We start from the raw sequence: 26,931 nt of genomic DNA on the forward strand, positions 1-26,931 counted from the left end.
CGTTCCAATAGAAAAACACCAAGAGAATACGATAAAGAGCTTTATAAAGAGAGAAATCTCATCGAAAGAATGTTCAATAAACTCAAGAATTTTCGTAGGGTTGCTACTCGTTATGATAAATTAGCTATTTCTTTCTTATCTTTTGTCCATATTGCTTCTATATATCTTTGGTTAAAATAAATGTCGACACTACCTAAAGCACAAACATTTGCACCTTTTTCTAATAGAGCCTCTACCACCTTTATATGGCCATTTTCAGCAGCATGATGTAATGGAGTGCCACCAAGAATCCCTCCCACCTCATTAGCATCTGCACCGTCTTCTAACAGAGCCTTTACTGCCTTCTCTGCGCCATAACTAGAAAAAATATTTAATAAGGTGCATTGTGTACATTCACTTTGAAATGGATGATCGACTTTAAATTCTCCTCTTCTCCACTCTACATATATAGAAAAATATTTTTTCCTTAATTGATTTTTTATTATTTCAACTACATTTTGCTGACTTAAATCTTGCTCAAGACTTATTTCATCTACTATCGGCTGCCATACTTCACCATGCATAATTTTCCCTCTGATTAACACCTATTAAAATCATAATACATTTCTTTTAAAAAAAATTAAATCTTTTGGATGAAATTTTGCAGGTGGATCACTAAACCTCTGTCGAAACCGATTTATGGTGAGAGGAGAAGTGCAAGCGAGCACCGCAGAATGTATTGGAGGAGAGCTTCGACAACAAAATTGCCGTCAGAAATAGGTTTTACAAGAGGTCTACTAAAAAGGAATAAGCTTAGCGAAAAACAGTGAGATCACCATAGGAACATAGAACAATCCTACTGTGATACTAATCAAAAGTAATAATGTCACTTTATCCGGTTGATAATTTAAAATATTAGCAAGTATTATACTAGATCCAGAAACTGGAATGATGGCTAGTAGTATCAGTGCTTTATATATATTTTCATCGTATATACCTGTGAAATGTTTGTCTAAAAGCACAATACCTAAAATAAATAGGGGCCACAATACATACTTTGCTACGATAGTGGTTAAAACAATTTTCCAATCTATTCTAAAGCTTGTAATTTGAGCAATACATACTCCAAGCAGCATCATTCCTAGTGTAACGAACGTGCTTCTGATGTTCATCATAAAATCAGATAAAAAAACAGGTATACGAATATCAAATATGCTTAAAATAAAGCCCAACACCATCGCATAGGAAGATGGAAGTTTAAATAGTTTTAATATACATTCCCTCGTGGTATACATGCCATTTGCAGCAATATAAAACCCTAAGCTATTTTCAAATAGCACCATCCCTATATAACAAACAACATATATAGACACTGTATTTACATCAAATAAAGCCATGGCTATTGGTAACCCAAAATAGCCCATGCTCGTGCTTCCTGAACTAAATGCTAATATATTCTTCGTGTTGTCTTTAAATAAAAAAGAAGAAATGTAATATACCATCAAAGACATGGAGCTGCCTATCACCCACACTAAAATTGGTAAAGAGGCCACTTGTATACTAACTTTTGTATTAGCCACCCCATATAATACTACTAGTGGATTAGCGATATAAAAGAGTATTTGCGATATAGTGTTTCTATCAATTTTAAGGTGTTTTCCCGCCAAATAACCAATAAATATTATAATATATGTTGGCAATATTTTAAGAAAAAGGGAAAAAAACATACTAACCTAGATTGCAATCCCTCTAATGTTGTTAATTGATAAAGCTACATTAGACCTTAAGACACTATAAAAGTAAATAAAAATAAAAGTAAAAGTAAACAAAATTTATTATAAAAATCTACTCTTTATAACACTTAAGAACTATTATTTTATAATAGATTTATATTAAATTTTTATAAACCATACACTAAAATAATTATTTTATTATTGAACAAGTAATGATCACTAAATCTTTTTTTACTATTTGTATCATATTTAAGAAAAGAGCTATCTCTCTCTACTCCTGGGTTCTAACTTTTAACTTTACTAAATACTTAATAACTGTATTATCATGTTTATTCCATATTAAAAAAATATGCTACAATTGTTTACTTTACTAAGCATCATTATTTCAGTCGCATTTTTTGGTAGCTTGGTACCTATAGAGATAAAAAACTTCTTATATTCAATAAGTCTTAGCATTAAAGAAATTTTACTATTTATAATGCCCTTCATTGTTTTCGTATTAATTTTTAGTAGTATTAATAACCTAAAACAATCAGCAATAAAATTCATAATATTACTTATTATAACAATTTTCTTATCAAATCTCACCTCAAGTTTGGTAGCTTATTCTATAGGGCACTTAATCATACAAAATACCGATTCAATACAAAATTTAGGACAACATAAAGAAACTATTACTTCCTTATGGTCGTTTGATTTGCCTACATTAATTTCTAACTTTCAGGCCGCGATTTGTGGATTTATATCCAGTATAGTAATGTCTATATTTCTACCCCAAAGAAGCAAAGAGCTTTCATGTAAAATGTCAGATCTTACTTCCTTTATTTTTAAGGCATTCTTAACGCCAATGATTCCAATATTTGTCCTTGGACTTGTTTTAAAAATGCAGCATGACCAGATTTTATCTACAATATTTAAAAATTACTCCATGTTTTTTATTATTATCACATCTGTCACTTACTTTTATATCTTTTTGTTATATGGAGCAGCAAATGCATTTAAGATTAAAAACTGGACTATTAGTATAGGCAATATGGTGCCCGCATTTATTACGGCAATAAGTACTATGTCTAGCAATGTAACTATGCCTATGACCCTAGAAGGAAGCAAAAAAAACGTAAAACAACATGATATAGTATCGTCAGTAGTACCTATCACTGCTAGTTTTCATCTAATAGGTGATTGTTTCTTTATTATCATACTATCAATGATCATAACATCCAGTGGTTCATTGCATACAACAGACTATTTTACATTTCTCTGCTATTTTTTATTGTTCAAATTTGCTGTTGTAGCAGTTCCTGCCGGGGGAATTATGGTAATGCTTCCTATTCTTGAGAAGTATCTTCAATTCTCTCCTGAAATGCTTTCATTAATCACCGCACTGTACATAGTATTTGATCCAATAATCACTTCAGCAAATGTTATGGGTAACGGTGCTCTTACTATGATATTTACAAAATTCTACAATAAATGTCCATTTTAGCAATTGATACTGTAGGTGCTGGTAGCTCAATAGCAATTGTTGATTATAATGGCAATTATTTTGTCGAATATAATCACACCAATAACAGCCATGCAGAATCTTTCTTCACAGTTCTAGACGCTTTATTCACTAAACACAATTATAACTATGATAAAATAGATCTCTTGGTAGTGGTCACTGGACCAGGAAGTTTTACTGGCATTAGAGTTGGTATATCAGCAGCACAGGGCATCAGCCTCGCAACACGTAAACCTTTGTATGGAGTAAACGCTCTCGAAGTTCAAGCATATGTCATATCCTCATTATGTAATAAGAAGAAAAATATCAGAAGTATGATTAAAAATCCTCAAGGATTTTATACACAATTATTTAATTCTGACTTATTGCCAATATCAGAGCCTGAAATGATTAGCAGCAATGAATTGAATTATAGTGCATATGAATACTACCACTTGCAAGAGATAAACGCAAGCCATGCCGGGTTACTAACCCATTATAGACTAAAAAATAAGCAAAAGTTAAATAGCGCCAAAGCTTTATACTTGAATGAACCTGAGTACATGAGTAAATTCAAGTAGCATCGTTAAATTTGACTTATTATCTCTTCAGCAACTTCCCTTGCACCCATATTTGAGTTTTCTATCTCTATAGCATTAGGGGGCACGAATAAGTCTCTGCTTTTAAATCTCTCTATAAGGTTACTTGCATTAATAATCTTCTTATTTCCCCTTTTGTTTTTTAACTCAATACGCTTTTGTAATGTAGATAAATCGCATCTTAGTACTATAGGAAGAACTCTTGTATTCATTTTTACACTAAGACTGACTACTGAATTATACATTCTGAGGTCATGATCACTCCCTTCTACTAATTCATCAAAAAATATGTAGTTTTTTGACTTAGTTGGATAGGTTTCTATTACCTGCAACATAGTTTGTGTGATGTCATATACCTTATCTTGAACTCCCTTAGGAATCTTGTCGGGTTCAAATACATCACCATACACAGTATGAATCTGCGCATTGTGAGGAAAGCTACTGCTTACAATCAATGCATCTACCATATTGGACAACTCTATTGCCGTGGAAAGCTTACCACTACCTGAAAAACCTATAATATATATGAACAGTCCTGTTATTTGTTTTTTAATATTTACCATATTACTTAATACCGAGATCCGCACTTAATAATAACACAAAACTTCTGAAACATTAGATAAAAAATTACTCTTAGTAGTTAAAATATTATGCAATACAAATACAAAAATAAAAACCATATTGTTACTACTCCTATAGCTCATAACTTCAACGATTATAGTGTTTTTTATGATAAATGATAAACTTTATTAAGTTTTAATAGAGGGTTTTTTAATACAGATTAGGCATATAATATTAAGTTATAAAATATAATAACTAACCTTATAAGTTAAGTATTATCTTTTATAAAAGTAGCAAATATTTTATCTATTTCAAAACTCACCTTAGGGTTCCAAATAGGACCATCTAAATGCATATCTATATAAACTGAATTACTCTGGTTTGGTGGTATAAAAAATAACCTGAATATGGAATCTACATTGAAATTAGATAAATTTAGGTTAGCAGAAATCGCTCCAGATGCTCGGTCAATTTGAAACTGTAATCCTGTTGAGCATATACCATTACTGATGCTTGCTTGTCCCTTAAGATTTCTAAAAGATGTACTGCCTTTATATATATCAACATTAGCAAATGTAACAACTTCAGATTTATTCTTACTACCCAGTAAATTAGTAATGAATGAATTCAAATCTATGTTGGAAAACGTTAACTGCTGTGCTCCTAATTTTACTTCTCCCGAGTAGTTACTAGCCCAATCATAAAGACTTTTTCCTTGAGTCTTTACTGTACCACTTAAACTTATTCGACCATTTGCATTATTAATTCCTATAGCTTTACTCATCTTGCTCACTTCTAACCCCGAAATAAAAAATCTTGTATACATCTCATCTGACCTCATATAACCCTGAAAAGATACTTTCCCCTCTTCTAATGCATAGTTTACTTGCCTTACTGTGACGGTACTATTTCTGATCAATGCATCTAAGTGAAAATCTTTTAAATTACTCTGTCTCATTGTAAATGCTTCAGTATTGATACGTACATTTGCATCAAAGTTTTCTATGTTATTCAGAAAATCAAATCTTTTTGTTGACCATTGAACCTGATTTATTTTATTTTTTGAGGTATTTGTCTTTTCTATAAAATTAGGTAATTTGATAATATTACCATTAAATTTTTTCCCTGTAAAATCAATATCCAATAAAGGCTTAACATGCCCTTGGTCCATCAATATTCTAAAATTGCCAATAGTATCAAAATTTTCTCCATGTACTTGAATGCTATTAGCAACCAACCTATTTTTTTCTATATTCAATAAAAAATCTACACTTTTGATTTTTTGATCATTCAATACCAAATCATTTATGCTAGTCTCAATATTTACATCATGATTAAATTTCTTCAGCCATTGTACTTTATATAAACTACCGAAATTATATTTATCTGCATTTAGGTTATGTATACTAAACCTTCCGTCAACCATGTTGTGCTTTTTTGTATAACTTACCTTTATTGATCCTTGTAGAAATTCTTCATGATTGATTAATGTTATATCTGAAATTGACAGTACTCTAGGGGCAAAATGTACTTTAGAATGTAAAACAAATTGATTTTTCTTATCTTCATTTATTGTTACAGAAGGAAAAAAACATGAAATAAACGATTCAAAATCATTTCCCTCAACTTGAAGATTACCATTAAATTCAGACAACACATTGTTACTAGAAACTTCTCCTGATAGGTAAAATATATTGTTAATACCTGGCAATTTAAGAAGCGTCTTGACTGTTGCTTTGCTATCCACAAATTTCACTGCAGCACGAAAATTATCTAATATCTTTTTTTGATAATTAATATTAGAAGCATCTATATTAAAATCTAAGCTCAAGTCCTCCGGTATACTTCTTTTAAAACATTCTAATAGATCTTTCACATCCACTTTTTTCCGTGAATTATCTTGCATAAAATCCAGATCAATCTTACTAAATTTTACACTGACATTAGTATGGTTACTTTTCCTATCGTTGTGTATTGCACCATGTGCTTGCATACTATTTGACTCAACTTTGAGATCAGTCATCATAAACTCGTTTTCATCCATATTTATATTGGATGATACCTTAATGTTCTCACTAGGAATAAGATGAGATAGTAAGCTCAGGTTGATAACTTTCACCAAATCACTTATTGAATCCGCATGATTATTCACAGTTAGTACTAAGTTACCATTTACTTTTTCCTGCTCCTTACTACCTTGAAATAGTAAATTTATTAGCTTCGATTCAACATTAACATCTATTCTTTTTTTTGTAATATTGATTTTTCCTAAAAAGTCATAATGGCTATCGTTGATCTTCACTTTACCTGAAAATTTTTTATTCTTTTTTATCTTGATCTCTCTTATGTTAATATAATCATCTTCTACACTTATATGACTATTTTTTATTAGAATATTCATTATATTATTGCTAGATTTTTTATTTACAATGTTAAATAAATTTTGTCTATTACTCTTCATATCAAGTAACGTTATAGATTTTGGCTGCAGTGAAAACGAAAACAGTGATAGAAATGAAGGTCTTATTTCAACTTGACCCACACTAACTAAGTCTGATAGTTTTTGCTCTTCATGTCCATTATACTGGATATATACATTGTTAATGGTTAATTTTGGCATAATCAGCGAAGCTTCAATTTTCCCCATAATATGTATTTTAGCATCATACTCTTTCTCTAACTTCTGTGTGATATATTCTTTATATCCACTCCAATCTTTGAAAGTCACAGCAACATTTGTTAGCACTAACACTAACAAGATTGATAATATGGCGTATATAGAAAATCTCATAATTTATATATGTTGAAGATCACTTAAATTTTTCATAAAGGTCAAATAAAGAGTACCAAAATACACAGTGATACTTAAAGCTATCAGAATCGCTAAATAAACAATACGAGTGAGCATATCATCAAAAAGTAACTCTGCTGATAAGAAGCGAAAAGTACATAGAACTATTGACATCACTACTGTAGCTATAAGTATTTTTACAATATTTGATAACAGTAATTGACTCACTCTATACATTCTATTTATTTTCAAATAGTTAATTAGAAATATAGAATTTATCCAAGTAGAAATAGAAGTGGCAATAGCAATTCCTGTATGTTGATATTTATTCATCAATAAAAGATTAAGCACTATATTTATTCCAAGACATATTAATGAAAATATAGTTGGTACTTTAAGATTACCTTTAGCAAAAAATGCTGGCATCAATACCTTATTTATAATAAACGCAGGTAAAGAAAGAGAAAATGCTATCAATGTAGGAACGGTCTGTTGCACCGCATGGTAATCGAATTCACCGTAGGCAAAAAGTGTAAGCAAAATGATATCAGGAATAATAATAAAAGCAGCAGTCGTTGGCATAATTAATATTAATCCCACATTTAGAGCTTTATTTTGTATTCTTGCTATATCATCTACTTGTCTTGAAATCAAAGGAAGAAGTACTGTACCAATAGCAGTGCCAATCACCCCTTGTGGCAGTTGTGTTAATCTATCAGCATAATATATATAAGACACTGCATTCGGTAGAAAACTTGCCATGATCGTATCAATCCATACGCCTATTTGAGTCACACAATTATTTATTATTGCAGGTATTATACGCCTAAAAAATAATTTTACTTTACTGCTTAATTTCAGGCTAAAAGTAAAATTTGCCCTTAGTTTATATGCACTGAACAACATCAACGATAACTGCAGTATTCCACCTACTAATACAGCTATAGATAGATTATGTGCCGGGGTTGCAACATAAGGTATAAATAGGCTAACAATTAAACAAAGATTTAAAATAACTGGGGAAATAGCTGTTGAAGCAAAATGCTGCTTTACTTGCAACATTCCTCCAACTAACGATGCTATTGAAACGAAGACTATGTATGGTAGAATAATTCTCGATAAAGTAATAGTAAGCGCAAACTTACTTTGATCAAAACCAGGAGTAAATACTCTAACTGTATAAGGAAAGGCAAATTGCATAACAAAGCAGAAAACTACCAAAATAATAAATGTTATGGATATTATGCTACTTGCGAAGTTAAATGCTCTTTTACTGTCATAAGATTCCGCTGAATATAATGGAATAAAACAAGTAGTAAATGCTCCCTCAGCAAAAAATGCACGGAATAAATTAGCCAGGCGGAATGAAGAAAAAAATATATCAGCGAGAGACGTTGCACCAATAACAGTAGCAATTAATACATCCCTTATCAAACCTGAAATTCTTGAAATAGCTGTAAAAAAGCTAAATGTAAAAATACTTTTAAACATATATGGTAACGCTGTATGTAAGTATTACTTTTAAAGAAAGAATAGAAAAAACGCAAGACTTAGCTCTTCACTTCCATAGCCTTGACTTGATAAGTTTTTACTCAATATCTCTTCATATCTTCCACCTGTAGCAAATATAGACTATCTTTTGGTAAAGTATTGATAGCTAACTCAGAACATTTCGTAAATTGCTTTAAATCACCTTCAATAAAAGCCTTCTTTGTTAATGCAAAATAGTGCATTCCCATATCAGAATCATGCTTATATGCAATACTTAAATACTTCCAAACTAAAACATCATGTGGCTCTACACTTATAATTTGTGTCAGATAAAAAATGGCCTTTTTTACATCACCATATAACAATAAAGTGTGAGATAATGCAAGTTTTACTAAGTAACTATCATCGCTAGATAAATACTTAAGTGATTTTTCATAGCTCTCTATAGCATCACTCATTCTTCCAGCTTTATATAGCATCTCCGCTTTTAATTCATACAGATATGGGTCATCCTGAGCTAACAAATCAATTTGCTGAGTCGCTTCCTCCATTCTTCCTTGCCTATAATACATTATAGCACTGATATACCTTGAATCATCCTTATACTTGCTAGATAGTACATGCATAGGGGTAAAAAAAGCATCTAACTTCATAACCATACGTTCAAATTTTAACAATTGCTCTGTGGAAATTTGTTTTATACGGCTTTTAACCTTATAATTTTGTACAGTAAATAAACGTTTGTTACTCAGTGGATGCGTGCGAAAATACCGTTCAGCACTCTCAGACTCAATACTTCCAAAGTAATTAAAAATTTCTTTTATTCCTACATTATCATAGCCAGATTCGTCTAAGTACCTTAAAGCATAACTATCAGCTACACTTTCTTGCTCTTGAGAGTAGTTAAAAAACAATCTTGTACTTAACATTACACCACCAAGTAAAACTGCATTAGCAACTTGGTAGTCAAGAGCAATACCAGAAACTAATCCAAGTACACAACTAGCTATTGCCATCGATTTAAAATATCCCATGACATTACTCATCTGTAACACATGACCAGCAGATATATGAGCTATCTCATGCGCTAATATTCCAAGTAAAGCATAAGGTTTGGTTGAATATCTCAAAAGCCCTAAGTTAATGAAAACACTATTGTTATTCATCACAAAAGCATTAATTGCGCTATCATTAACAACAAAGACTTTTATTTTATTACTATCAAGACCTGCAGCAAAAAACAGTGGCCGCGCTAATTCTTTTACTACAGCTTCTATTTCACTATCGCGAATAATATTAGCAGAATAGGCATTATGACAACATACAAAAAAAGACAATAGGATTAATAAATTAGCGATTTTGTTCATCAGAAAACATTTAAGTTATGAATGTTTTTCGACGTAACTTATAAGTTTATCAATAGTGGTTAGTTTAATCTTGTGTTGTTTAGCAAATTCAAGCAGTTCAGGTAAACGCATCATAGAACCATCATCATTAACTATTTCACAACCCACGGCTGCATGACTACAACCAACTAACTTGGCTACCTCAACACTTGCTTCAGTATGACCATTGCGTGCTAGAACCCCACCGTCATTTGCAATAATAGGAAAAACATGCCCTGGTGTAATAATATCATTCTTAGTACTCTTTTGATCAATAGCTGCAAGTATCGTACGTGTTCTATCATCAGCAGAAACACCCGTAGTAATTCCATAACGTGCATCAATTGACGTTGTAAATGCAGTATGAGGAATAGACTTTTCGTCTACATTACTTCTTCTCATAAACTCAAGATCTAGCTTATTCATATAGAACTTCGTCATAGCTAAAAACACGATTCCAGTACCATATCTTACCATAAAAGCTATATGCTCTGGCTTAACTTTTTCAGCTAAAATGATTAGATCTCCTTCATTTTCTCTATTTTCATCATCAACTAAAATAAATAATTTACCAGAACGAGCATCTTCTAAAATATCCTCCACAGGAGAAATATTTACTGATATACAAGCAGTCATACTTATTTAAACTCAATCTTAATTATTTTATACAATTTTTCCCCACTAGGTACTATAACCTCCACATACTCATCAACTTTCTTGCCAATTAAAGCACTTCCCAATGGTGAACTACTAGATATTAATTGTTTTGAAACATCAGACTCGCATTCACCAACAATCTTATAAATATATTCTACTTCACTATCGTCATCATTTAACATGCTTAATGTTACAGTTGCCCCAAACATCACTGTATTCCCTGATAGACTTCTCACATCAATTACTTCTGCATGTGATAACTTATGTTCCACCTCCATTATACGACCTTCTATGAAACCCAATCTCTCACGCGCAGCATGATACTCTGCATTTTCAGATAAATCACCGTGATCCCGGGCATCAGAAATAGCCTGTATAACAATCGGTTTTTCTTCCTTTAATTTTCCAAGTTCGGCTTGCATACGCTCAAAACCTCCCTTTGTCATCGGAAACTTATTCATAATAGAAGAAGTCATAACTAACACCTAAACACAATTAAATTGAGCAACAAAATTACTCACTATACTTAAGATCTCACTTTTTATATCATCACTCATGTCATTTGACAACTTTTTTAACATATCAGGATGCACTGTATGAAAATAATTGATAAGATCATGTTCAAATTTATTAATATCACTTATCTTTATGTTACTTAATTGATCATATAAATTAGAAAAGATATACATAAGCACCACTTGTTCCTCTATTAGCATAGGCGAATGTTGTTTTTGCTTCAATAACTCTTCAAGATACCGCCCTTTGTTTAATGATAATTGAACACTAGCATCAAGATCAGAACCAAATTTTGCAAAATCCTCCAATTCCCTATACTGAGCTAAACTCAGCTTTATAGAACCAGCTACTTTTTTTACAGACTTTAATTGTGCAGCAGAACCTACCCTTGAAACTGATAAACCTATATTAACTGCAGGACGAAATCCCTTATGAAACAATTCAGATTCAAGGAATATTTGTCCATCAGTAATTGAAATAACATTTGTTGGCACATACGCAGATACATCACCTGCTTGAGTTTCGATAATTGGCAATGCAGTTAAGGAGCCCTGCCCCTTATCATCAGACATCTTAGCAGCTCTTTCAAGCAATCGAGAATGCACATAAAATATATCACCAGGGTAAGCTTCACGTCCAGGAGGACGCCTCAATAACAAAGACAGTTGCCTATATGCCACAGCATGCTTAGATAAATCATCATATACAACTAAGCAATGCATCCCTTTATCTCGAAAAAATTCACCAATGGTACAGCCAGAATAAGGCGCCAAAAATTGCATAGGTGCACAATCAGATGCACTAGCCACAACTACAGTTGTATATTCTAATGCTCCACTTTCTCTCAACCTATTTACTACTTTTGCCACCGTCGAAATTTTTTGCCCAATCGCAACATAAACACAAAAAACCTTTTGATCATCGCTTACTGCATCATTAATTTTCTTTTGATTGATGATAGTATCAAGCGCAATAGTAGTTTTACCAACTTGTCGATCACCAATAATTAATTCACGCTGCCCTCTTCCTATTGGAATGAGTAAATCTATAATTTTAATACCTGTCTGAAGTGGCTCATGTACAGATTTACGATCAACAATACCCGGAGCTTTGGATTCTATATCCATTTTATTTTTAGCTTTAATCTCCCCACAACCATCTATAGGCTGACCTAAAGCATTTACCACTCTTCCTAATAACTCATGTCCCACAGGCACTTGTACAACATCACCACTACACTTTACAATATCACCTTCTTTCACATCACGATCATTACCAAGTATTACTATCCCAGCTGTATCATGATCTAAATCAAGCACTATTCCTTCTATACCATTAGCAAATAAAACTTTTTCGCCAAATTTCGCTTTCTCTAAACCATAAACCGATGCAATACCATCAGCAACTGACATCACTTCACCTATACTCTCCCGCTTTACAGGGTTATCAAATGCCTCAATCTTTTCCTTTATTATATTGACTATTTCAGAAGCATTTATACTTTCTTTCATAAAAAATCCCTTTATTCACTATATCTTAACATTTCCCTTTTACTTACATCAACCAATCTTGCTAAGTAACTTTTCAGAGAAAGATCAATTAAATTAAAACCATATCTAACTATAAAGCCACCCACTATAGAAGGATCTACTACATTATCTACCTCTATTATTTTACCAAGAAAGCTTAAAGATTCAGTAATTATTTTTATATCAGCTTCCTTCAAAGGCTCCGCCGACTTTATCGTCACTTTAAATTCATTTTGATCTTCTCTTACCAAACTTAAAAATTTTTCTAATATGGAGAGTAATAAAGCAAAACGTTTACTTAGGCATACCATCATGATAAATTTTATTAGCTTTTCATTTAAATATTCCTTCATACAGAGTATTATCTCCTTCTTATGGACAGTAGAAATTACTGGATTAGATAGATAGATAAAAATATCACGGTGATCTTTAAAAAAAACTAATAAAAATTCCACTTTCTTTTTTATAATATCCAACTCATCACCTGCAACATAGAATAAAGCTTTAGCATAAGATGAAATTAAATTATTATATTGAACCTTTTTCATATTTTAATTACTTACCCAAGCATTTTTTATATAGATAGGCCATCTCTTTAAAGAAAGAAAACACAAATCATACCTTATTGAATAATTACAAAAGTTAACATTTCTACTCAGAAAATATTTAGAGGAATTTATAATAGACTGACACTGCACATTAGATATTGGTATTTCTCGCCCAAATAAGCTTGTTTTAACTTCTAAAAAAATCAATTCCCTTTTTCTAGATATAATTAAATCAATCTCTCCAAATTTACAGCGATAACGGTGTTTTATAATGTTATAAAATTTTAATTTTAAATACGTTAAAACCAATAACTCGCCAAAATAACCTATAAAATGACGTAAATTACTTATCATCTGTAGATTATGCTACTACTTTTTTATCCTCCCCCTTATTTTCACCATAGATCTTACCTTTTGCTAAAATATCCCTATCAACTAACTCTATCACTGCCATCGGAGCACAATCACCCTTACGAATTTTAAACTTTATTATCCTAGAGTACCCACCATTACGACTTTGATAACGACCAGCTAAAATATTCAGCAATTTATCAACTATTAATTGATTATTATGCAACCGCGAAAGTAGAAGCCTTCTACCATGCAAAGTATTATTATTTTTAGCAATCGTAATAAACTTTTCCACATAAGGGCGAAGTTCCTTAGCCTTTGGCACAGTAGTAACTATCTGCTCATGATTAATTAATGATATAGATAGGTTTTTTAACATTGATAACCTATGTTCAGTATAACGAGATAACTTACGTTTTTTTATTCCATGTTTCATATATTACCTAATCTTCATCAGTATGTTGTTTTACCAATTCTTCTATATCCTGCGGCGGCCAGTTTGATACCTCTATACCCAAAGATAAGCTAAAATTAGCTAAAACTGCTTTAATTTCATTTAAAGATTTCCTGCCAAAATTAGCAGTCCTTAACATTTCACTCTCTGTTTTTTGTACAAGATCACCTATATAATTAATCCCTTCATTTTTTAAACAATTATGCGACCTAACTGATAGCTCTAGTTCATCTACCTTACGCAATAAGACAGGATCATAACCTAAGTCTTTTACACTAGAAGATAAAGCTGTTTGCTGCTTCTTATAACATGCATCAGAACTAATAAAAGGCTGAAGTTGCTCCTGTAGTATCCTTGCAGCAGAATCAACAGCTTGACTAGGAGAAATTGTACCATCAGTTTCAATTGACAATATTAACTTATCCTTGTCAGTAACCTGACCAACACGACTATTCTCTACCCTATATGAAACCCTACTCACAGGACTATATAAAGCATTAACAGGAATAAAACCTATTGAATCTTGTTCGTTAATAAGTTTCAAAAACTCATTTTCCTTATATTTTGCTACAGGAAGATAACCTTTTCCACTAGCTACATATATCTTCATATTCAACTCTGCACCTTGCCCTAGAGTACATATTAGCAAATCTTTGTTAACAATATGGCATTGTTCATCAGCTTCTATCATCCCAGCTACAACCTGACAAGGCCCTTTAACGTTTAGATTTAAGCATTTATTAGAGGTGCCGTCTAACTTACACCTCAACATACTCATATTTAACACTATATCCGTAACATCCTCTCTCACTCCTTGAATTGAAGTAAATTCATGGGTAACATTCTCAATTTTTACCCCGTAAGCAGCACATCCTCGCAGAGAAGATAACATAACACGTCTCAATGCATTACCTAACGTTAATGCAAAGCCACTTTCCAAAGGCTCCAATATTACATCACCCTTTTCAATGGAATCACCTGGTATAACCTTAACTGAATGAGATTTAGCCAACTTATTATTTAAACTCTCACCAACAGAAGCATTTTCATACATAAAATAACCTTTTCAAACAATTCTATACTCTTCTTTTTTTTCGTAATCTGCATCCATTATGAGGAATGGCAGTTTTATCCATAATTGAAGTAACAGTTAATCCACAACCTTGACATGCTTTAACTGCAGCTTCTGTACCAAAGCCAGGACCACGCACTACGACAGAAACAACTTTCATACCAAATTTTTCTATTGCAACTTTTGCAGCAGATTCAGCAGCTTTACCAGCAGCATAAGGTGTAGATTTTCTCGAACCCGAAAAACCACATGCACCTACAGAAGTTTGGTATAATGTGTTACCCTGAACATCAGTGATGTTTATAAAAGTATTATTAAAAGTTGCACGTATATGGACAACCCCAGTAATAAACTTTTTTGAACTTTTTCCAACTGTTTTAACTTTTTTCATACGATAATAATAAATTTATTTTCTTCCAGCAATAGGCAAACGAGATCTGCCTTTACGAGTTTTTGCATTAGTATGAGTCCTTTGTCCCCTTACAGGTAAACCCTTTCTATGTCTCACTCCTCTATAACACCCAATCTCCACTAAAGATTTGATGTTCATTGATACTACCTTTCTTAACTCACCTTCTATAGAATAGTTTTGCCTAATAAAACTGCTAATTTTTTCTATTTCTCCCTCTTGCAATTGTGAAATACGTCTATTCTTATCAATTCCACAAGCATCACAAATTATATTTCCAGTAGAAATTCCTATACCATATATATATGTTAACGCAAATGGAACACACTTTTTAACTGGAACATTTACACCTGCTATACGTGCCACTGATACCCCGATTCTTATTAATAACTCTTAAGTTATACCATAAAACAACCAATAGTCAAACTAAATTACAAGAAATTTTACTCTCAATTTCTTCCGTTACTTTATCAATACCAAGACTAGCATCAACAACTAACACCTTATCCTTGTAATATTCACGTAAACTCTTCATTTGTATATGGTATTCGCTGATTCTTTTTTGAATTGCAGACATATCAACGTCATCCACCCTTCTCTCCAGCTTTTCACCTCCACACTTAACGCATACAACATTGCCAAATGATGATACGCTCTTGCAATCCAAACATATAAGACGATTTTGTAACCTATTAACTACAATACTATCTTCAACCTTCAACTCTATTACAAAATCTACATCTCTATCATACTTTTTCTTTAAAGCTTGAGTTAAAAAATGCGCTTGATTTAGATTTCTAGGAAAACCATCTAATAACACATTATCACCCATTGATGTAATTTGACTATGCAATAACTCGCATATAATATCATCCTGAATTAAATTGCCAGATTCAACAATATCTTTTATTTTTTTACCTAAATCACTTTTACTAGATATAATGCTTCTTAACAAATCACCTACTGAGATTAATTGTAAATCATATTTTTCTAATAGAATATTTGATTGAGTACCCTTACCAGAACCAGGAGGACCAAAAATTACAATGATCATCTCACTTTCCTTTCATATTTTTTTATCCAACTATCGTACCTATTTGAAAAAATATAAGACTGCACCTGAGTGATAGTATCAGTTACAACATTCACCATAATCAACAAACTCGTACCGCCAAAAATAAAAGGTATATCATAATGATATCTCACAATTTCAGGTACAGTGCATATAATTGCTAAATATGTAGAACCAACAAACGTTAACTTAAAAACTATATCCTTAAGATAATCAGCAGTATGCTTTCCAGGCCTCCTGCCAGGAATAAAACCACCGTTTTTCTTCAGAAAATCAGCATTTTCCTGCGGATTAAATATAAAATCAGTATAGAAAAAATTTAAGAACACTATTAATATTAGATAAGCAGTAATATATACGGCTTTATTTGCCATAAAGTAATTCAAAATAAAATCAGCAACAGCATGCCCTTTGTAAAAATTTGCCACTGAAATTGGCGTCAACAAAATTGCATTAGCAAAAATAGTTGGTATTACACCAGATAAGTTAATCTTTAGTGGAATATAAGTAAAATCATCATTAGACGATCTTTTAAATTGCTTTTTAGGATATTGAACAACAACTTTTCTATAAGAGGATTCAACAAAAATCACTAAAAGCAGCAGTAAAAAGAATAATATTAAAACAGACAAAATAATAAACAGTGATATACTACCATTTTTATTCAACACCAACAAAGACGATAAAGCATTATGCAATTCTGATATTATACCCGTAAAAATAATTAATGATACGCCATTACCTATACCATTAGCGCTAATCATCTCCCCAAGCCATATTAAAAACATAGTTCCACCTAGAAGACTAAATACTCCTATAACGCGAAACATAACTCCAGGCTGGATTACCACCAAAGCACCTTCTTTATTCATTCCTTCCAACCCAATCAAAATTATAATTGATTGAAAAACACAAAGTACTATAGTTATATAGCGTATATAAGAATTCATCTTTCTACGCCCTAACTCTCCTTCATTTTTAACTTCATTCATTCCTTTAATTGCAGAAGACATCAACTGCATTATTATAGAGGCCATTATATATGGCATAACATTTAATGCTAAAATTGTCATTCTAGCTAATGCACCACCAGAAAATAAATTGAACACCCCAAAAACACCAGAACTATCCTTAGGAAATATATCATTAATTACATCAAGATTAATTCCAGGAATCGGAATATAAGTACCTAAACGATAGCAAACTAAAGCTATGAGCGTAAAAAATATACGTCTTAACAGATCACCTTTATACAATAACGCAGGATCTAAGTTATTCAACAGTGATTTATTACTCATAATTTATGATAGTACTTCTATATTACCACCAGCTGAAGTTACAGACTTTTTTGCAGCCTCTGATGCAAAATCAATACGAAATACAAATTTCTCGCTTAACTCACCTTTATTTAAAAGTTTTATTCTTCCCTTCATAGATTTTATAAAACCTAATTTATGCAGCATTTCTTTATCTATAATAGAGCCCTTCTCTATTTTTCCCGCATCTACCAAGCGCTGTATATCACCAACATTAATTATAGAGTATATATTTCTATTTATAGGCTTAAAACCTCTCTTAGGTAAGCGAGTATATATCGACTGCTGCCCACCTTCAAAACCATTTATAGAAACTCCAGTTCTAGCTTTTTGCCCTTTATGTCCTCTACCAGATGTTTTACCTTTACCACAACCAATACCCCTACCCAATAACTTAGGCTTCTTTTTTGTAGATAACTTAGTAAATATAGTGTTCAATTTTATAGTATTATTCATATTTTACCTTTTACCAACTATTTCACTAACTTTTTTACCCCTTTTACCTGCTACATGACGAGGCGACCACATTTTATTAAAAGCTTCAAAAACAGCACACATAACATTATGAGGATTGTTTGATCTAGTAGACTTAGCTACTACATCTTTGATACCAAGTACTTCAAAAACAGACCTAACCGCTCCACCAGCAATAATACCAGTTCCGGCCTTTGCCGCCCTCAAAGTCACTTCACCTGAACAAAACTTAGCTTTAATATCATGATGTAAAGTCCTACCTTCACGTAAATGTACCTTAATCATCGATTTTTTTGCAGCATTCACAGCTTTAATTCTTGCTTCAGCAACTTCCGCATGCTTGCCTATTCCGCAACCTACTTTGCCTTTCTCATCACCAACAACAACTAAAATTGAAAATGAAAATTTTCTACCACCTTTCGTTACTGTTGTCACTCTGCGCACTGAAACTAAAAGTTCCGATAAATCGTTATTACTTTGTAAATTCTTCACAGCCATACCTTCTAAAATTTGAATCCAGAACTTCTTAGAGCTTCAGCAAATTGCGAAACTAACCCTGCATATTTATATGACCCACGATCAAATACCAGCTGTTGATCTAACTCTAAACTAGATAAACGCTCAATCATTAAATTAGAAACTTGCTTCACAACTTCAGCATTTACCTTACCTTGACACACACTTTTGATTTTGGGGTCCAAAGTAGAAGCTGAAGTAAGAGTGACACCCTTTGTATCATTAATCAACTGAGCATAAAAATGCCTGTTAGATTTAAATATGGATATACGTAAACGCTCAACACAATTATTAAGCTTTTTTCTATTACGTAACTTCCTCTTTTCACAATTACTTAAAACATTATATAATCTTCTCATTTTCATTACTTCTTTTTACTTACAACTTTACGCAGCATAAACTTGCCCTTTATTACAATACCCTTACCTTTATAAGGATCATATTTTCTGACCTTACATATATCAGATGCAACCATATGGACTTTTTGTTTATCCATACCACTGATTACCAAGTGAGTTGGTTTCACACACTTAATTTGTACATCCTTAGGCACTTTATACTTTACATTATGACTATAACCAAGATACAAAGTCAAATATTTCCCATCACAATCTGCTTTATATCCAACACCATTGATTTCAAGATCAACAGAAAAATCACTGGCCATACCATTGATAATATTATTAATATTACTCCTATAGGTACCCCACATAGGCTTGCTATCCTCTTCATCTTTCTCTTTATCAACAGAAAGCAATAATTGATTATTAGTAATTTCACATACAATATTATCAGAAAGACTCAACTCTTTTTCTGCTTTAACACTCTTTATTAACACTTTTTTACCATCACTACACTCAACTGAAATACCAGTAGGAATATTAATGGGTGCAGCACCTATACGAGACATGAACTTCTCCTATTACTTAAAACACACGACACAAAATTTCTCCGCCAACTTTTAACTTATGCGCATCATAATCAGTCATCACCCCTTTAGAAGTAGATATAATAAAAACACCTAACCCATTGTATGCCTTACTAATATTCTTATATTTTGAATAACAACGACAACCAGGCTTCGATATTCTCTCTATATTACTAATCACAGGCAATCTATTATAATACTTCAACTTCACAATAAAGTGCGGTATATTACCTACAACTTCCTTTTCATAATCAAGAATATATCCTTCATTTTTTAAAATCTCTAATATAGAAGAATTTACCTTAGAAAACAAAATTTTTGTTGTTCTATGCATTGCTAATTGAGCATTACGTATCCTTGTTAAGAAATCACCAATACTATCAGATAACGCCACTATACACTCCTTATTTATACTACCAACTAGATTTCGTTACCCCTGGAATTTCTCCAAAAGCACATAAATCACGTAAAATAACTCTACACAAACCAAATTTCCTATATACCCCTCTAGGTCTCCCTGTTAAGGCACATCTATTCCTAATTCTCACTTTAGATGAGTTTCTAGGCAATTTTTTTATCAACTTATTTTGAGCTGCAAACCTTTCACTAAGAGATAAACCCTTGTTATTCGTTATAGCCTTCAGCTCTTCTCTTTTTCTCTTATATTGATCACACAATTTTATCCTACGAAGATTTCTTTGTATCATAGATTTTTTTGCCATATATCTCTTCTCTAATTAATCAAAAAAAGGAAACTTAAATGCCGATAACAACTCTTTTGCTTCCAAATCATTAGCTGCACTTGTTATAATATTAATATCCATACCTCTAATCTTTGTAACTTTATCATAATCTATTTCTAAAAACGAAATATGCTCCTTTATACCAAAAGAAAAATTACCGTTACCATCAAACTGTTTTACACTAAATCCTCTAAAATCCTTCTCTCTAGGTAAAGCAATATATACTAATCTCTCTAAAAATTCATACATTCTCTCTCTACGCAAAGTTACCTTACAACCAATAACAGCACCTTTTCTGATTTTAAAACCAGAGATAGACTTCTTCGCATGAGTGATTACAGGTTTTTGACCTGAAATTAAACACAAACTATCAAGCGGCTCATTTATTGCTTTACTGTCTGAAGCAGCGTCTCCAACACCCATATTAATACATACCTTGGTAAGCTTAGGTATTTGCATTATGTTACCATAATTGAACTTATCTTTCAAAGACTTTGCTATGCTATTTTTATATAATTCTTTAAACATACTCACCTTAATCTATTACTTCCCCAGAAACTTTTGCAAAGCGCACTTTCTTACCATCCACAAACTTAAACCCTACTTTAGTTGGAGTTCTATACTTAGGATCTAACATTGCAACATTAGATATATCAATAGCTAGTTCTTTATTTAATATACCACCACTATTACCGGCCTTTTGTTTAGTGTGTCTTTTACATACATTCACACCAGAAACAACCACCTTTTTTTTAGCTTCACATGTTATAACCTTAATAACCTTGCCAATCCTTTGCTTATCTTTACCTATTAGCACTATAACATCATCACCACTTTTTATTTTTGCACTCATTATAAAACCTCAACAGCTAAGGACATTATTTTCATAAAAGAACCAGATGGTAATTTTTTTACCGGGCCAAATACCCTAGTACCAAGCGGTTCATTCTGATTATTAACTAAAACCACAGCATTACTGGAGAAACGAACAACAGAACCATCAGATTTCCTAATAGGGCTCTTTACTCTCACAACAACTGCTCTATATACCTTACCTTTTTCAACCTTACCTTTCGGGTTAATAGATTTAGTCGATACAACAATTGTATCACCTATAGATGCGGACCTTCTCCCACCCAATAGACCAATACAAAGCACTTGACGTGCACCAGAATTATCAGCCACTTCTAACAACGTATTTTTCTGAATCATATAAATATCCTACTCAACTTGAATGATTAATAACAATCCATTTTTTAGTAGCAGAAATAGGCATATGTTCTTGTATAAACACTTTATCTCCTTCTTTACAACTATTACTTTCATCATGTACTGTATACTTCTTATACTTCTTTATAACTTTTTTATACAACTTATCTTTATATACCTGCAATACTGAAACTTTTATAGTTTTTTCACACTTAGCATTAATTACAGTACCACAAAAAACCTTCTTAGGCATCCTTTTCCTCTCCTCTTCTTTCATTTAATACAGTTAAAATACGAGCTATGCTTTTCCTTATCAAGTTAAAACGCGAAATATTACTACACTGCCCTAATTTCTTTTGAAAAATTAAATTCACAAACTCCTTACGTAAATTTATAAGAGTCTCTTTCAATTCCTGCGAAGGCTTTGATCTAATATCAATTATATCCATTATAACTCCTTTTAATCATGATTAGATATAAATTTACACTTTAAAGGAAGTTTAGCTGTCGCCTTCTTAAGTGCTAATTTTGCTAAATGCATAGGAACATCGCCAATTTCAAATAAAACCCTGCCAGGTTTAGTTTTAAATACCCAAAATTCAACACTACCTTTTCCTTTACCCATACGCACATCTGCTGGTTTTTTAGTTACAGGAGTATCGGGAAAAATCCTTATCCATACCTTACCGGAACGTTTTAAAGTTCTAGATATTACACGCCTTGCAGTTTCAATATGTTTAGACTGCACTTTGCCTTCCCCTATAGCTTTTAAACCATAATCTCCAAAAGCCAATGTACTACCACCTTTTGTGTTACCTTTCATCCTCCCCTTAAATACTTTTTTGTATTTACTCTTCTTTGGAACAAACATTTTAATATACCTAATTAATTACCAATATAAACCCAGACTTTCACTCCTATAATGCCATATATAGTTTTTGCTTCACAAAAAGCATAATCTATATTAGCACGCAAGGTATGTAAAGGCAACCGACCTTCTTTATACCACTCAGTACGAGCTATCTCGGCTCCACCAAGACGTCCAGAACAACTTACTTTAATACCTTTACCACCCATCCTTAAACAACTTTGTATGGATTTTTTCATCGCTCTTCTAAAGGATACTCTCTTCTCCAATTGCTGTGTAATACTATTTGATATTAAAGTTGCATCTATTTCAGATCTCTTAATTTCTATTATATTTAACTCTACATTATTTTTTACTTCTTTAGCAACTTTTTGCTTTAATTTTTCAATATCTGAGCCCTTTTTACCTATTATCACCCCAGGCCTAGAAGCATGTATTGTTACAGATACTAAATCAATTTTTCGCTCTATCACCACCTTAGAAACACCAGCATGCTTAAAAGATTTACTTATATCATTACGAATATATAAATCTTGATGTAACTTCTGTTTATAATCTTTATCAGCATACCAAATAGAATTCCAAGTATTATTATTTATTTTTAATCTAAATCCTACAGGATTAACCTTTTGTCCCATATTTCCTCATTAATCTCTTATTTTTCCGCTAGTTTAATAGTAATATTACTATAACGCTTATTTATTCTATTAGCCCTACCCATAGCTTTTGTACATACTCTACGCAAAGTAAAAGACTTTCCTACTAAAATTTCTTTTATGTATAAATTATCAATATCTAACCCATAATTATACTGAGCATTCGCAACTGCAGAATTTAATACTTTGTTTATAAGATCAGCAGCCTTTTTTTCACAAAATCTCAACTGCACTGTCGCAAAAGCAATCTCTTTGTTGCGTATTAAATCAGCAACTAAGTTTAACTTGCGAGGAGTAGATTTTAAAACTTTAGCAGTAGCTTCAACTATTTTCATATCAATTACCTTCTTGTCGCCTTTTTATCACCACTATGACCAGTAAATTTACGGGTAGGTGAAAACTCACCAAATTTATGACCTATCATATTTTGATTATTAACGTTAACTGGAATATAATCTTTACCATTATAAACAGCAAACTTTAAACCTAAATAATTAGGTAGAATCACAGAGGCTCTAGAGCGAGTTTTTACAACTATATTAACAAGCCCCTTATTTAAAGCACTATTCACCTTCTTGAGTATAGAAGGATGAGAAAAAGGTGGCTTCCATGCAGATCTACTCATAAATTAACCCTTTAATTGTTTTATATACTTATTACTAAATTTATTTTTTTTGCGAGTTTTCTTGCCCTTCGTCGCAACACCCCAAGGAGTAACAGGATGACGGCCTCCTGAAGTTTTTCCTTCACCACCTCCATGAGGATGATCAACTGGATTCATAGCAACCCCACGTACAGTTGGTCTAATTCCAAGCCACCTACTTCTTCCAGCTTTACCCAATTTCCTATTCTTATGATCAGGATTAGATACTATTCCAATAGTAGCCTTACAAGAAGATAAAATTAATCTAACTTGACCAGACCTTAACCGCAATAAAACATAAGCACCGTCACGACCAACAATTTGCGCGTAACAACCAGCAGATCGAGCTATTGTCGCTCCATTTCCAGGTTTTAATTCAACGTTATGCACAAAAGAACCAACAGGTATACACTTTAATGGCAAACAATTCCCTGGTAATATATCAGCATCATTTCCAGACATTACAACATCACCAGGCTTTATACCCTGCGGAGCTAATATATAAGACTTAGTATTATCTTTCTCATAGGATATCAAAGCTAAAAAGCCACTTCTATTTGGATCATATTCTATCTTTTCAACTACACCTCGATCATCTCTATTACGTTTAAAATCTATAATTCTATACGTCTGCTTATGACCACCCCCCTTATGGCGAGTAGTAATCCTACCGTAATTATTCCTACCTCCACTAGCTTTCTTACCACATGTAAGAGACTTCTCCGGCTTATCTTTTGACAAACCAATTTTACTGACTAAAACAGTACCACGAGAAGATGGAGTAACAGGATTAAGAAATTTTATACCCATATTAAACACTCATTATATCTAACTTTTGACCATCTATTAATGAAAAATAAACCTTTTTCTTTTGTTTTTCACAACCAACCACACCTCTAAAACGTCTCATTTTAGGCTTTACCCTTAAAACATTTATAGAGGAAACCTTTACATCAAATAAAGACTCTATTACCGCTTTTATTTGGCGCTTATTTACATTTACAGTAACATATAAAGAATACTTATTAAACTTTTCTTTTACAAAAGAAGCCTTCTCTGTAACTATGGAAGATTTTATTATATTATTATATTCAATCATAATAACCTACCTTCAAGATATTTTAAAGTATCACTCGTCAACATTACACACTCATGATTTAGCACATCAAAGACATTCAACCCCATAGGCTTGATTAAATCCACATAATGCAAATTATTTGTCGCACGCAATAAATTATCCCCATAATCACCAACTATAAGAAAAGAAGAAAATTTAAAATTACTCATATACTTACATACTTCCGATGTCTTCTTAACATCAACATTTAGATTATCAAGAATAACTAATTGATCATTTAAGCACTTTAAAGATAAAGCTATCTTTAATCCAAGCTTACGTACTTTCTTATTAAGAGAATAAGCATGACTCCTGACAACAGGACCAAAGATAATTCCACCACCTCTAAATTGCGGAGATCGCAAACTACCTTGTCTTGCTCTACCAGTACGTTTTTGACCATAAGGCTTAGCTGTAGTACCTGAAACATCACTGATACCTTTTGTTTTATGCGTACCCGCTCTTCTTTTAGCCAGTTGCCACCTTATCACATCATGCAAAATATGTAATTTCTGCTTAACAGAAAATATCAAGGGATTAAGCTGAACAGTACCAACACTACTACTAGATAAATTAACCAAACTACATTCCATACTTAACTCACCAAACTATCATCATTTGCATCCAAAAATAAACCTATTGGAAAAGGAACATCCTTATGCAAAGGCTTCTTAACTGCATCCCTTACAAAAACATAAGAACTTTTAAATCCAGGAATATTATTGCCTTTCACAGCAATAATATTATTCTCACAATCAATAGATAATATTTTTATATTCTGCACAGTCACTCTACTACTACCCAAATGACCAGCCATTTTTTTTCCTTTAAATACTCTACCAGGATCTTGACATTGACCTGTAGAGCCTTGTGACCTATGGGCAATAGAAACACCATGAGAAGCTCTCATACCACTAAAATTATGCCGCTTCATTACACCAGCAAATCCTTTACCTATAGAATAACCTGTAATATCGAGATATTGACCAACCACAAAATGGTTTACTCCCACCTTCTTACCACATTCTATCCCCGATAAATCACTTAATCTACTTTCATATAATTTACATTTATTATTTATACCCCTTTTTCTTAAATACTCTAATTGAGGCTTCGCTATATTCTTAAGATCTCCCGTGCCCAAAACAACTGAACTATAACCACACTTATCTTGCTCCTTGAGATCAACAACATAAGTTTCACTTAAGTGCAATAAAGTAACAGGGATACGACCAGAAGCAGAATATATACCCGTATGACCTACATTCGTCATTAACAAACCAACTCTTCTTAATGTATTCACTCTTTTCATCATCCCTCTCTCTTAACTTTTAAATCAACTTCCACTCCAGCAGAAAAAGAAAAACCTGTGAGCATCTGCATCATAGTAGGAGTAAGATCATGTAAAACAATCAAACGCTTAGATACTCTCATCTCAAATTGCTCACGAGATTTTTTATCCACGTGAGGAGATCTATTAACAGTAAATTTAGAATCCCTTCTCGGTAACGCTATCGGACCAGATAATTTTGCACCAGAACGCTTTAACTCATCAACAAATTTCCGAACACATTTCTCCAACAAAGAACAATCAAATGCTTTAATATTAATATATATATCTTGCTTCATCTTACCTTACTCTAAAATCTCAGAAACGACACCAGAACCCACGGTTCTGCCACCTTCCCTTATTGCAAAACGCAATCCCTTATCCATAGCTATTGGAGACTGCAAATCTACTTCTATACTTACATTATCTCCTGGCATTACCATTTCTTTGCCATCCAACAACTTTATACTACCTGTCACATCCGTTGTTCTTAAATAGAAC

General features: G+C 32.4%; 41 protein-coding genes. 3 read left to right on the top strand and 38 right to left on the bottom strand.

The window, feature by feature from the left end; genetic code table 11:
• Positions 1 to 180, top strand: a 180-nt coding sequence (locus IC220_RS02130; RefSeq protein ID WP_188152748.1) for a transposase, incomplete at its 5' end; no start/stop codon positions are given.
• On the opposite strand, the gene IC220_RS02135 is transcribed toward IC220_RS02130, so the two are convergent.
• Positions 111 to 563, bottom strand: a complete 453-nt coding sequence (locus tag IC220_RS02135; RefSeq protein WP_188152951.1) for an ankyrin repeat domain-containing protein — start codon at positions 561 to 563, stop codon at positions 111 to 113. The genes IC220_RS02130 and IC220_RS02135 overlap by 70 nt on opposite strands.
• Before the next feature lie 213 nt (positions 564 to 776).
• Positions 777 to 1,706 carry an AEC family transporter gene (locus IC220_RS02140; protein ID WP_188152952.1) on the bottom strand — a complete coding sequence of 310 codons (930 nt, stop codon included), beginning with the start codon at positions 1,704 to 1,706 and terminating at the stop codon, positions 777 to 779.
• Between the two features lie 355 nt (positions 1,707 to 2,061).
• Between IC220_RS02140 and IC220_RS02145 the strand changes: the two genes are divergently transcribed.
• Together IC220_RS02145 and tsaB are read left to right on the top strand one after the other, a co-directional pair.
• Positions 2,062 to 3,198 carry a cation:dicarboxylate symporter family transporter gene (locus IC220_RS02145; RefSeq protein WP_188152953.1) on the top strand — a complete coding sequence of 379 codons (1,137 nt, stop codon included), beginning with the start codon at positions 2,062 to 2,064 and terminating at the stop codon, positions 3,196 to 3,198.
• Positions 3,186 to 3,776 (top strand): tRNA (adenosine(37)-N6)-threonylcarbamoyltransferase complex dimerization subunit type 1 TsaB, encoded by a 591-nt coding sequence (tsaB, locus tag IC220_RS02150; protein WP_188152954.1) that lies wholly within the window; start codon positions 3,186 to 3,188, stop codon positions 3,774 to 3,776. The genes IC220_RS02145 and tsaB overlap by 13 nt, the downstream gene beginning before the upstream one ends.
• A 5-nt stretch (positions 3,777 to 3,781) precedes the next feature.
• Here the strand turns inward: tsaB and IC220_RS02155 are convergent, their stop codons facing one another.
• The 36 genes from IC220_RS02155 to IC220_RS02330 all read right to left on the bottom strand — a co-directional run.
• Entirely contained in the window at positions 3,782 to 4,357 is a 576-nt protein-coding gene (locus IC220_RS02155) for an AAA family ATPase (RefSeq protein ID WP_188152955.1), read from the bottom strand.
• A 266-nt stretch (positions 4,358 to 4,623) separates the two neighbouring features.
• On the bottom strand, positions 4,624 to 7,146 hold the full coding sequence (locus IC220_RS02160; protein WP_188152956.1) for an AsmA family protein: 2,523 nt from the start codon (positions 7,144 to 7,146) through the stop codon (positions 4,624 to 4,626).
• A 3-nt stretch (positions 7,147 to 7,149) separates the two neighbouring features.
• The gene (murJ, locus tag IC220_RS02165) at positions 7,150 to 8,637 is read right to left on the bottom strand and encodes a murein biosynthesis integral membrane protein MurJ (protein WP_188152957.1); all 1,488 of its coding nucleotides are present in this window, start codon (positions 8,635 to 8,637) and stop codon (positions 7,150 to 7,152) included.
• Positions 8,638 to 8,738: 101 nt separating this feature from the next.
• Positions 8,739 to 10,004 (bottom strand): M48 family metalloprotease, encoded by a 1,266-nt coding sequence (locus IC220_RS02170; protein WP_188152958.1) that lies wholly within the window; start codon positions 10,002 to 10,004, stop codon positions 8,739 to 8,741.
• A gap of 15 nt (positions 10,005 to 10,019) precedes the next feature.
• Positions 10,020 to 10,658, bottom strand: coding sequence for a 3,4-dihydroxy-2-butanone-4-phosphate synthase (ribB, locus tag IC220_RS02175; protein ID WP_188152959.1), 639 nt, complete (start codon positions 10,656 to 10,658; stop codon positions 10,020 to 10,022).
• A 2-nt stretch (positions 10,659 to 10,660) separates the two neighbouring features.
• A complete protein-coding gene (gene greA, locus IC220_RS02180) occupies positions 10,661 to 11,155 on the bottom strand; it encodes a transcription elongation factor GreA (protein WP_188152960.1) in 495 nt (164 codons plus the stop codon).
• Between the two features lie 9 nt (positions 11,156 to 11,164).
• Positions 11,165 to 12,706: a F0F1 ATP synthase subunit alpha gene (gene atpA, locus IC220_RS02185; RefSeq protein ID WP_188152961.1), complete on the bottom strand. Its 1,542-nt coding sequence runs from the start codon at positions 12,704 to 12,706 to the stop codon at positions 11,165 to 11,167.
• 11 nt (positions 12,707 to 12,717) lie between these two features.
• Positions 12,718 to 13,272 carry an ATP synthase F1 subunit delta gene (atpH, locus tag IC220_RS02190; RefSeq protein ID WP_188152962.1) on the bottom strand — a complete coding sequence of 185 codons (555 nt, stop codon included), beginning with the start codon at positions 13,270 to 13,272 and terminating at the stop codon, positions 12,718 to 12,720.
• A gap of 3 nt (positions 13,273 to 13,275) precedes the next feature.
• On the bottom strand, positions 13,276 to 13,626 hold the full coding sequence (locus tag IC220_RS02195) for a YraN family protein (protein ID WP_188152963.1): 351 nt from the start codon (positions 13,624 to 13,626) through the stop codon (positions 13,276 to 13,278).
• Between the two features lie 7 nt (positions 13,627 to 13,633).
• Complete coding sequence (gene rplQ, locus IC220_RS02200; RefSeq protein ID WP_188152964.1) at positions 13,634 to 14,059, bottom strand: 50S ribosomal protein L17; 426 nt, start codon at positions 14,057 to 14,059, stop codon at positions 13,634 to 13,636.
• Between the two features lie 7 nt (positions 14,060 to 14,066).
• Positions 14,067 to 15,131 (bottom strand): DNA-directed RNA polymerase subunit alpha, encoded by a 1,065-nt coding sequence (locus tag IC220_RS02205; RefSeq protein ID WP_188152965.1) that lies wholly within the window; start codon positions 15,129 to 15,131, stop codon positions 14,067 to 14,069.
• A 22-nt stretch (positions 15,132 to 15,153) separates the two neighbouring features.
• Positions 15,154 to 15,540: a 30S ribosomal protein S11 gene (gene rpsK / locus IC220_RS02210; protein ID WP_188152966.1), complete on the bottom strand. Its 387-nt coding sequence runs from the start codon at positions 15,538 to 15,540 to the stop codon at positions 15,154 to 15,156.
• A gap of 15 nt (positions 15,541 to 15,555) precedes the next feature.
• Positions 15,556 to 15,924, bottom strand: coding sequence for a 30S ribosomal protein S13 (gene rpsM, locus IC220_RS02215; protein WP_188152967.1), 369 nt, complete (start codon positions 15,922 to 15,924; stop codon positions 15,556 to 15,558).
• Positions 15,925 to 15,979: 55 nt separating this feature from the next.
• Positions 15,980 to 16,612: an adenylate kinase family protein gene (locus IC220_RS02220; RefSeq protein WP_188152968.1), complete on the bottom strand. Its 633-nt coding sequence runs from the start codon at positions 16,610 to 16,612 to the stop codon at positions 15,980 to 15,982.
• The gene (gene secY / locus IC220_RS02225; protein ID WP_188152969.1) at positions 16,609 to 17,928 is read right to left on the bottom strand and encodes a preprotein translocase subunit SecY; all 1,320 of its coding nucleotides are present in this window, start codon (positions 17,926 to 17,928) and stop codon (positions 16,609 to 16,611) included. Before secY ends, IC220_RS02220 begins: the two co-directional genes overlap by 4 nt.
• Before the next feature lie 3 nt (positions 17,929 to 17,931).
• On the bottom strand, positions 17,932 to 18,402 hold the full coding sequence (gene rplO, locus IC220_RS02230) for a 50S ribosomal protein L15 (protein ID WP_188152970.1): 471 nt from the start codon (positions 18,400 to 18,402) through the stop codon (positions 17,932 to 17,934).
• 3 nt (positions 18,403 to 18,405) lie between these two features.
• Complete coding sequence (gene rpsE, locus IC220_RS02235; protein WP_188152971.1) at positions 18,406 to 18,918, bottom strand: 30S ribosomal protein S5; 513 nt, start codon at positions 18,916 to 18,918, stop codon at positions 18,406 to 18,408.
• A 5-nt stretch (positions 18,919 to 18,923) separates the two neighbouring features.
• Positions 18,924 to 19,295 carry a 50S ribosomal protein L18 gene (gene rplR / locus IC220_RS02240; protein ID WP_188152972.1) on the bottom strand — a complete coding sequence of 124 codons (372 nt, stop codon included), beginning with the start codon at positions 19,293 to 19,295 and terminating at the stop codon, positions 18,924 to 18,926.
• A gap of 5 nt (positions 19,296 to 19,300) precedes the next feature.
• The gene (gene rplF / locus IC220_RS02245; protein ID WP_188152973.1) at positions 19,301 to 19,846 is read right to left on the bottom strand and encodes a 50S ribosomal protein L6; all 546 of its coding nucleotides are present in this window, start codon (positions 19,844 to 19,846) and stop codon (positions 19,301 to 19,303) included.
• A 16-nt stretch (positions 19,847 to 19,862) separates the two neighbouring features.
• A complete protein-coding gene (gene rpsH / locus IC220_RS02250; protein ID WP_188152974.1) occupies positions 19,863 to 20,258 on the bottom strand; it encodes a 30S ribosomal protein S8 in 396 nt (131 codons plus the stop codon).
• Positions 20,259 to 20,277: 19 nt separating this feature from the next.
• The gene (gene rpsN / locus IC220_RS02255; protein ID WP_188152975.1) at positions 20,278 to 20,586 is read right to left on the bottom strand and encodes a 30S ribosomal protein S14; all 309 of its coding nucleotides are present in this window, start codon (positions 20,584 to 20,586) and stop codon (positions 20,278 to 20,280) included.
• 15 nt (positions 20,587 to 20,601) lie between these two features.
• Entirely contained in the window at positions 20,602 to 21,135 is a 534-nt protein-coding gene (rplE, locus tag IC220_RS02260) for a 50S ribosomal protein L5 (RefSeq protein WP_188152976.1), read from the bottom strand.
• Positions 21,136 to 21,142: 7 nt separating this feature from the next.
• Positions 21,143 to 21,460 (bottom strand): 50S ribosomal protein L24, encoded by a 318-nt coding sequence (rplX, locus tag IC220_RS02265; RefSeq protein WP_188152977.1) that lies wholly within the window; start codon positions 21,458 to 21,460, stop codon positions 21,143 to 21,145.
• The gene (gene rplN / locus IC220_RS02270) at positions 21,460 to 21,819 is read right to left on the bottom strand and encodes a 50S ribosomal protein L14 (RefSeq protein ID WP_188152978.1); all 360 of its coding nucleotides are present in this window, start codon (positions 21,817 to 21,819) and stop codon (positions 21,460 to 21,462) included. Before rplN ends, rplX begins: the two co-directional genes overlap by 1 nt.
• Before the next feature lie 13 nt (positions 21,820 to 21,832).
• Complete coding sequence (rpsQ, locus tag IC220_RS02275; protein WP_188152979.1) at positions 21,833 to 22,093, bottom strand: 30S ribosomal protein S17; 261 nt, start codon at positions 22,091 to 22,093, stop codon at positions 21,833 to 21,835.
• A complete protein-coding gene (rpmC, locus tag IC220_RS02280) occupies positions 22,062 to 22,265 on the bottom strand; it encodes a 50S ribosomal protein L29 (protein WP_188152980.1) in 204 nt (67 codons plus the stop codon). The genes rpsQ and rpmC overlap by 32 nt, the downstream gene beginning before the upstream one ends.
• An 11-nt stretch (positions 22,266 to 22,276) precedes the next feature.
• The gene (gene rplP, locus IC220_RS02285) at positions 22,277 to 22,687 is read right to left on the bottom strand and encodes a 50S ribosomal protein L16 (RefSeq protein WP_188152981.1); all 411 of its coding nucleotides are present in this window, start codon (positions 22,685 to 22,687) and stop codon (positions 22,277 to 22,279) included.
• A gap of 14 nt (positions 22,688 to 22,701) precedes the next feature.
• Positions 22,702 to 23,322, bottom strand: a complete 621-nt coding sequence (gene rpsC / locus IC220_RS02290; RefSeq protein ID WP_188152982.1) for a 30S ribosomal protein S3 — start codon at positions 23,320 to 23,322, stop codon at positions 22,702 to 22,704.
• Between the two features lie 17 nt (positions 23,323 to 23,339).
• Entirely contained in the window at positions 23,340 to 23,675 is a 336-nt protein-coding gene (gene rplV / locus IC220_RS02295) for a 50S ribosomal protein L22 (RefSeq protein ID WP_188152983.1), read from the bottom strand.
• A gap of 5 nt (positions 23,676 to 23,680) precedes the next feature.
• Positions 23,681 to 23,965 carry a 30S ribosomal protein S19 gene (rpsS, locus tag IC220_RS02300; protein WP_188152984.1) on the bottom strand — a complete coding sequence of 95 codons (285 nt, stop codon included), beginning with the start codon at positions 23,963 to 23,965 and terminating at the stop codon, positions 23,681 to 23,683.
• Positions 23,966 to 23,968: 3 nt separating this feature from the next.
• On the bottom strand, positions 23,969 to 24,793 hold the full coding sequence (rplB, locus tag IC220_RS02305) for a 50S ribosomal protein L2 (protein WP_188152985.1): 825 nt from the start codon (positions 24,791 to 24,793) through the stop codon (positions 23,969 to 23,971).
• 1 nt (position 24,794) lies between these two features.
• Complete coding sequence (locus IC220_RS02310; RefSeq protein ID WP_188152986.1) at positions 24,795 to 25,082, bottom strand: 50S ribosomal protein L23; 288 nt, start codon at positions 25,080 to 25,082, stop codon at positions 24,795 to 24,797.
• Positions 25,079 to 25,693 (bottom strand): 50S ribosomal protein L4, encoded by a 615-nt coding sequence (rplD, locus tag IC220_RS02315; protein ID WP_188152987.1) that lies wholly within the window; start codon positions 25,691 to 25,693, stop codon positions 25,079 to 25,081. The genes IC220_RS02310 and rplD overlap by 4 nt, the downstream gene beginning before the upstream one ends.
• Positions 25,694 to 25,695: 2 nt before the next feature.
• Complete coding sequence (gene rplC, locus IC220_RS02320) at positions 25,696 to 26,412, bottom strand: 50S ribosomal protein L3 (RefSeq protein ID WP_188152988.1); 717 nt, start codon at positions 26,410 to 26,412, stop codon at positions 25,696 to 25,698.
• Positions 26,412 to 26,729 carry a 30S ribosomal protein S10 gene (rpsJ, locus tag IC220_RS02325; RefSeq protein WP_188152989.1) on the bottom strand — a complete coding sequence of 106 codons (318 nt, stop codon included), beginning with the start codon at positions 26,727 to 26,729 and terminating at the stop codon, positions 26,412 to 26,414. The genes rplC and rpsJ overlap by 1 nt, the downstream gene beginning before the upstream one ends.
• A gap of 6 nt (positions 26,730 to 26,735) precedes the next feature.
• Positions 26,736 to 26,931, bottom strand: a 196-nt coding sequence (locus tag IC220_RS02330; RefSeq protein ID WP_458695327.1) for an EF-Tu C-terminal domain-related protein, incomplete at its 5' end; no start/stop codon positions are given.

The sequence above is a fragment of the Wolbachia endosymbiont of Pentalonia nigronervosa genome, assembly GCF_014534705.1.
Lineage (GTDB): Bacteria > Pseudomonadota > Alphaproteobacteria > Rickettsiales > Anaplasmataceae > Wolbachia.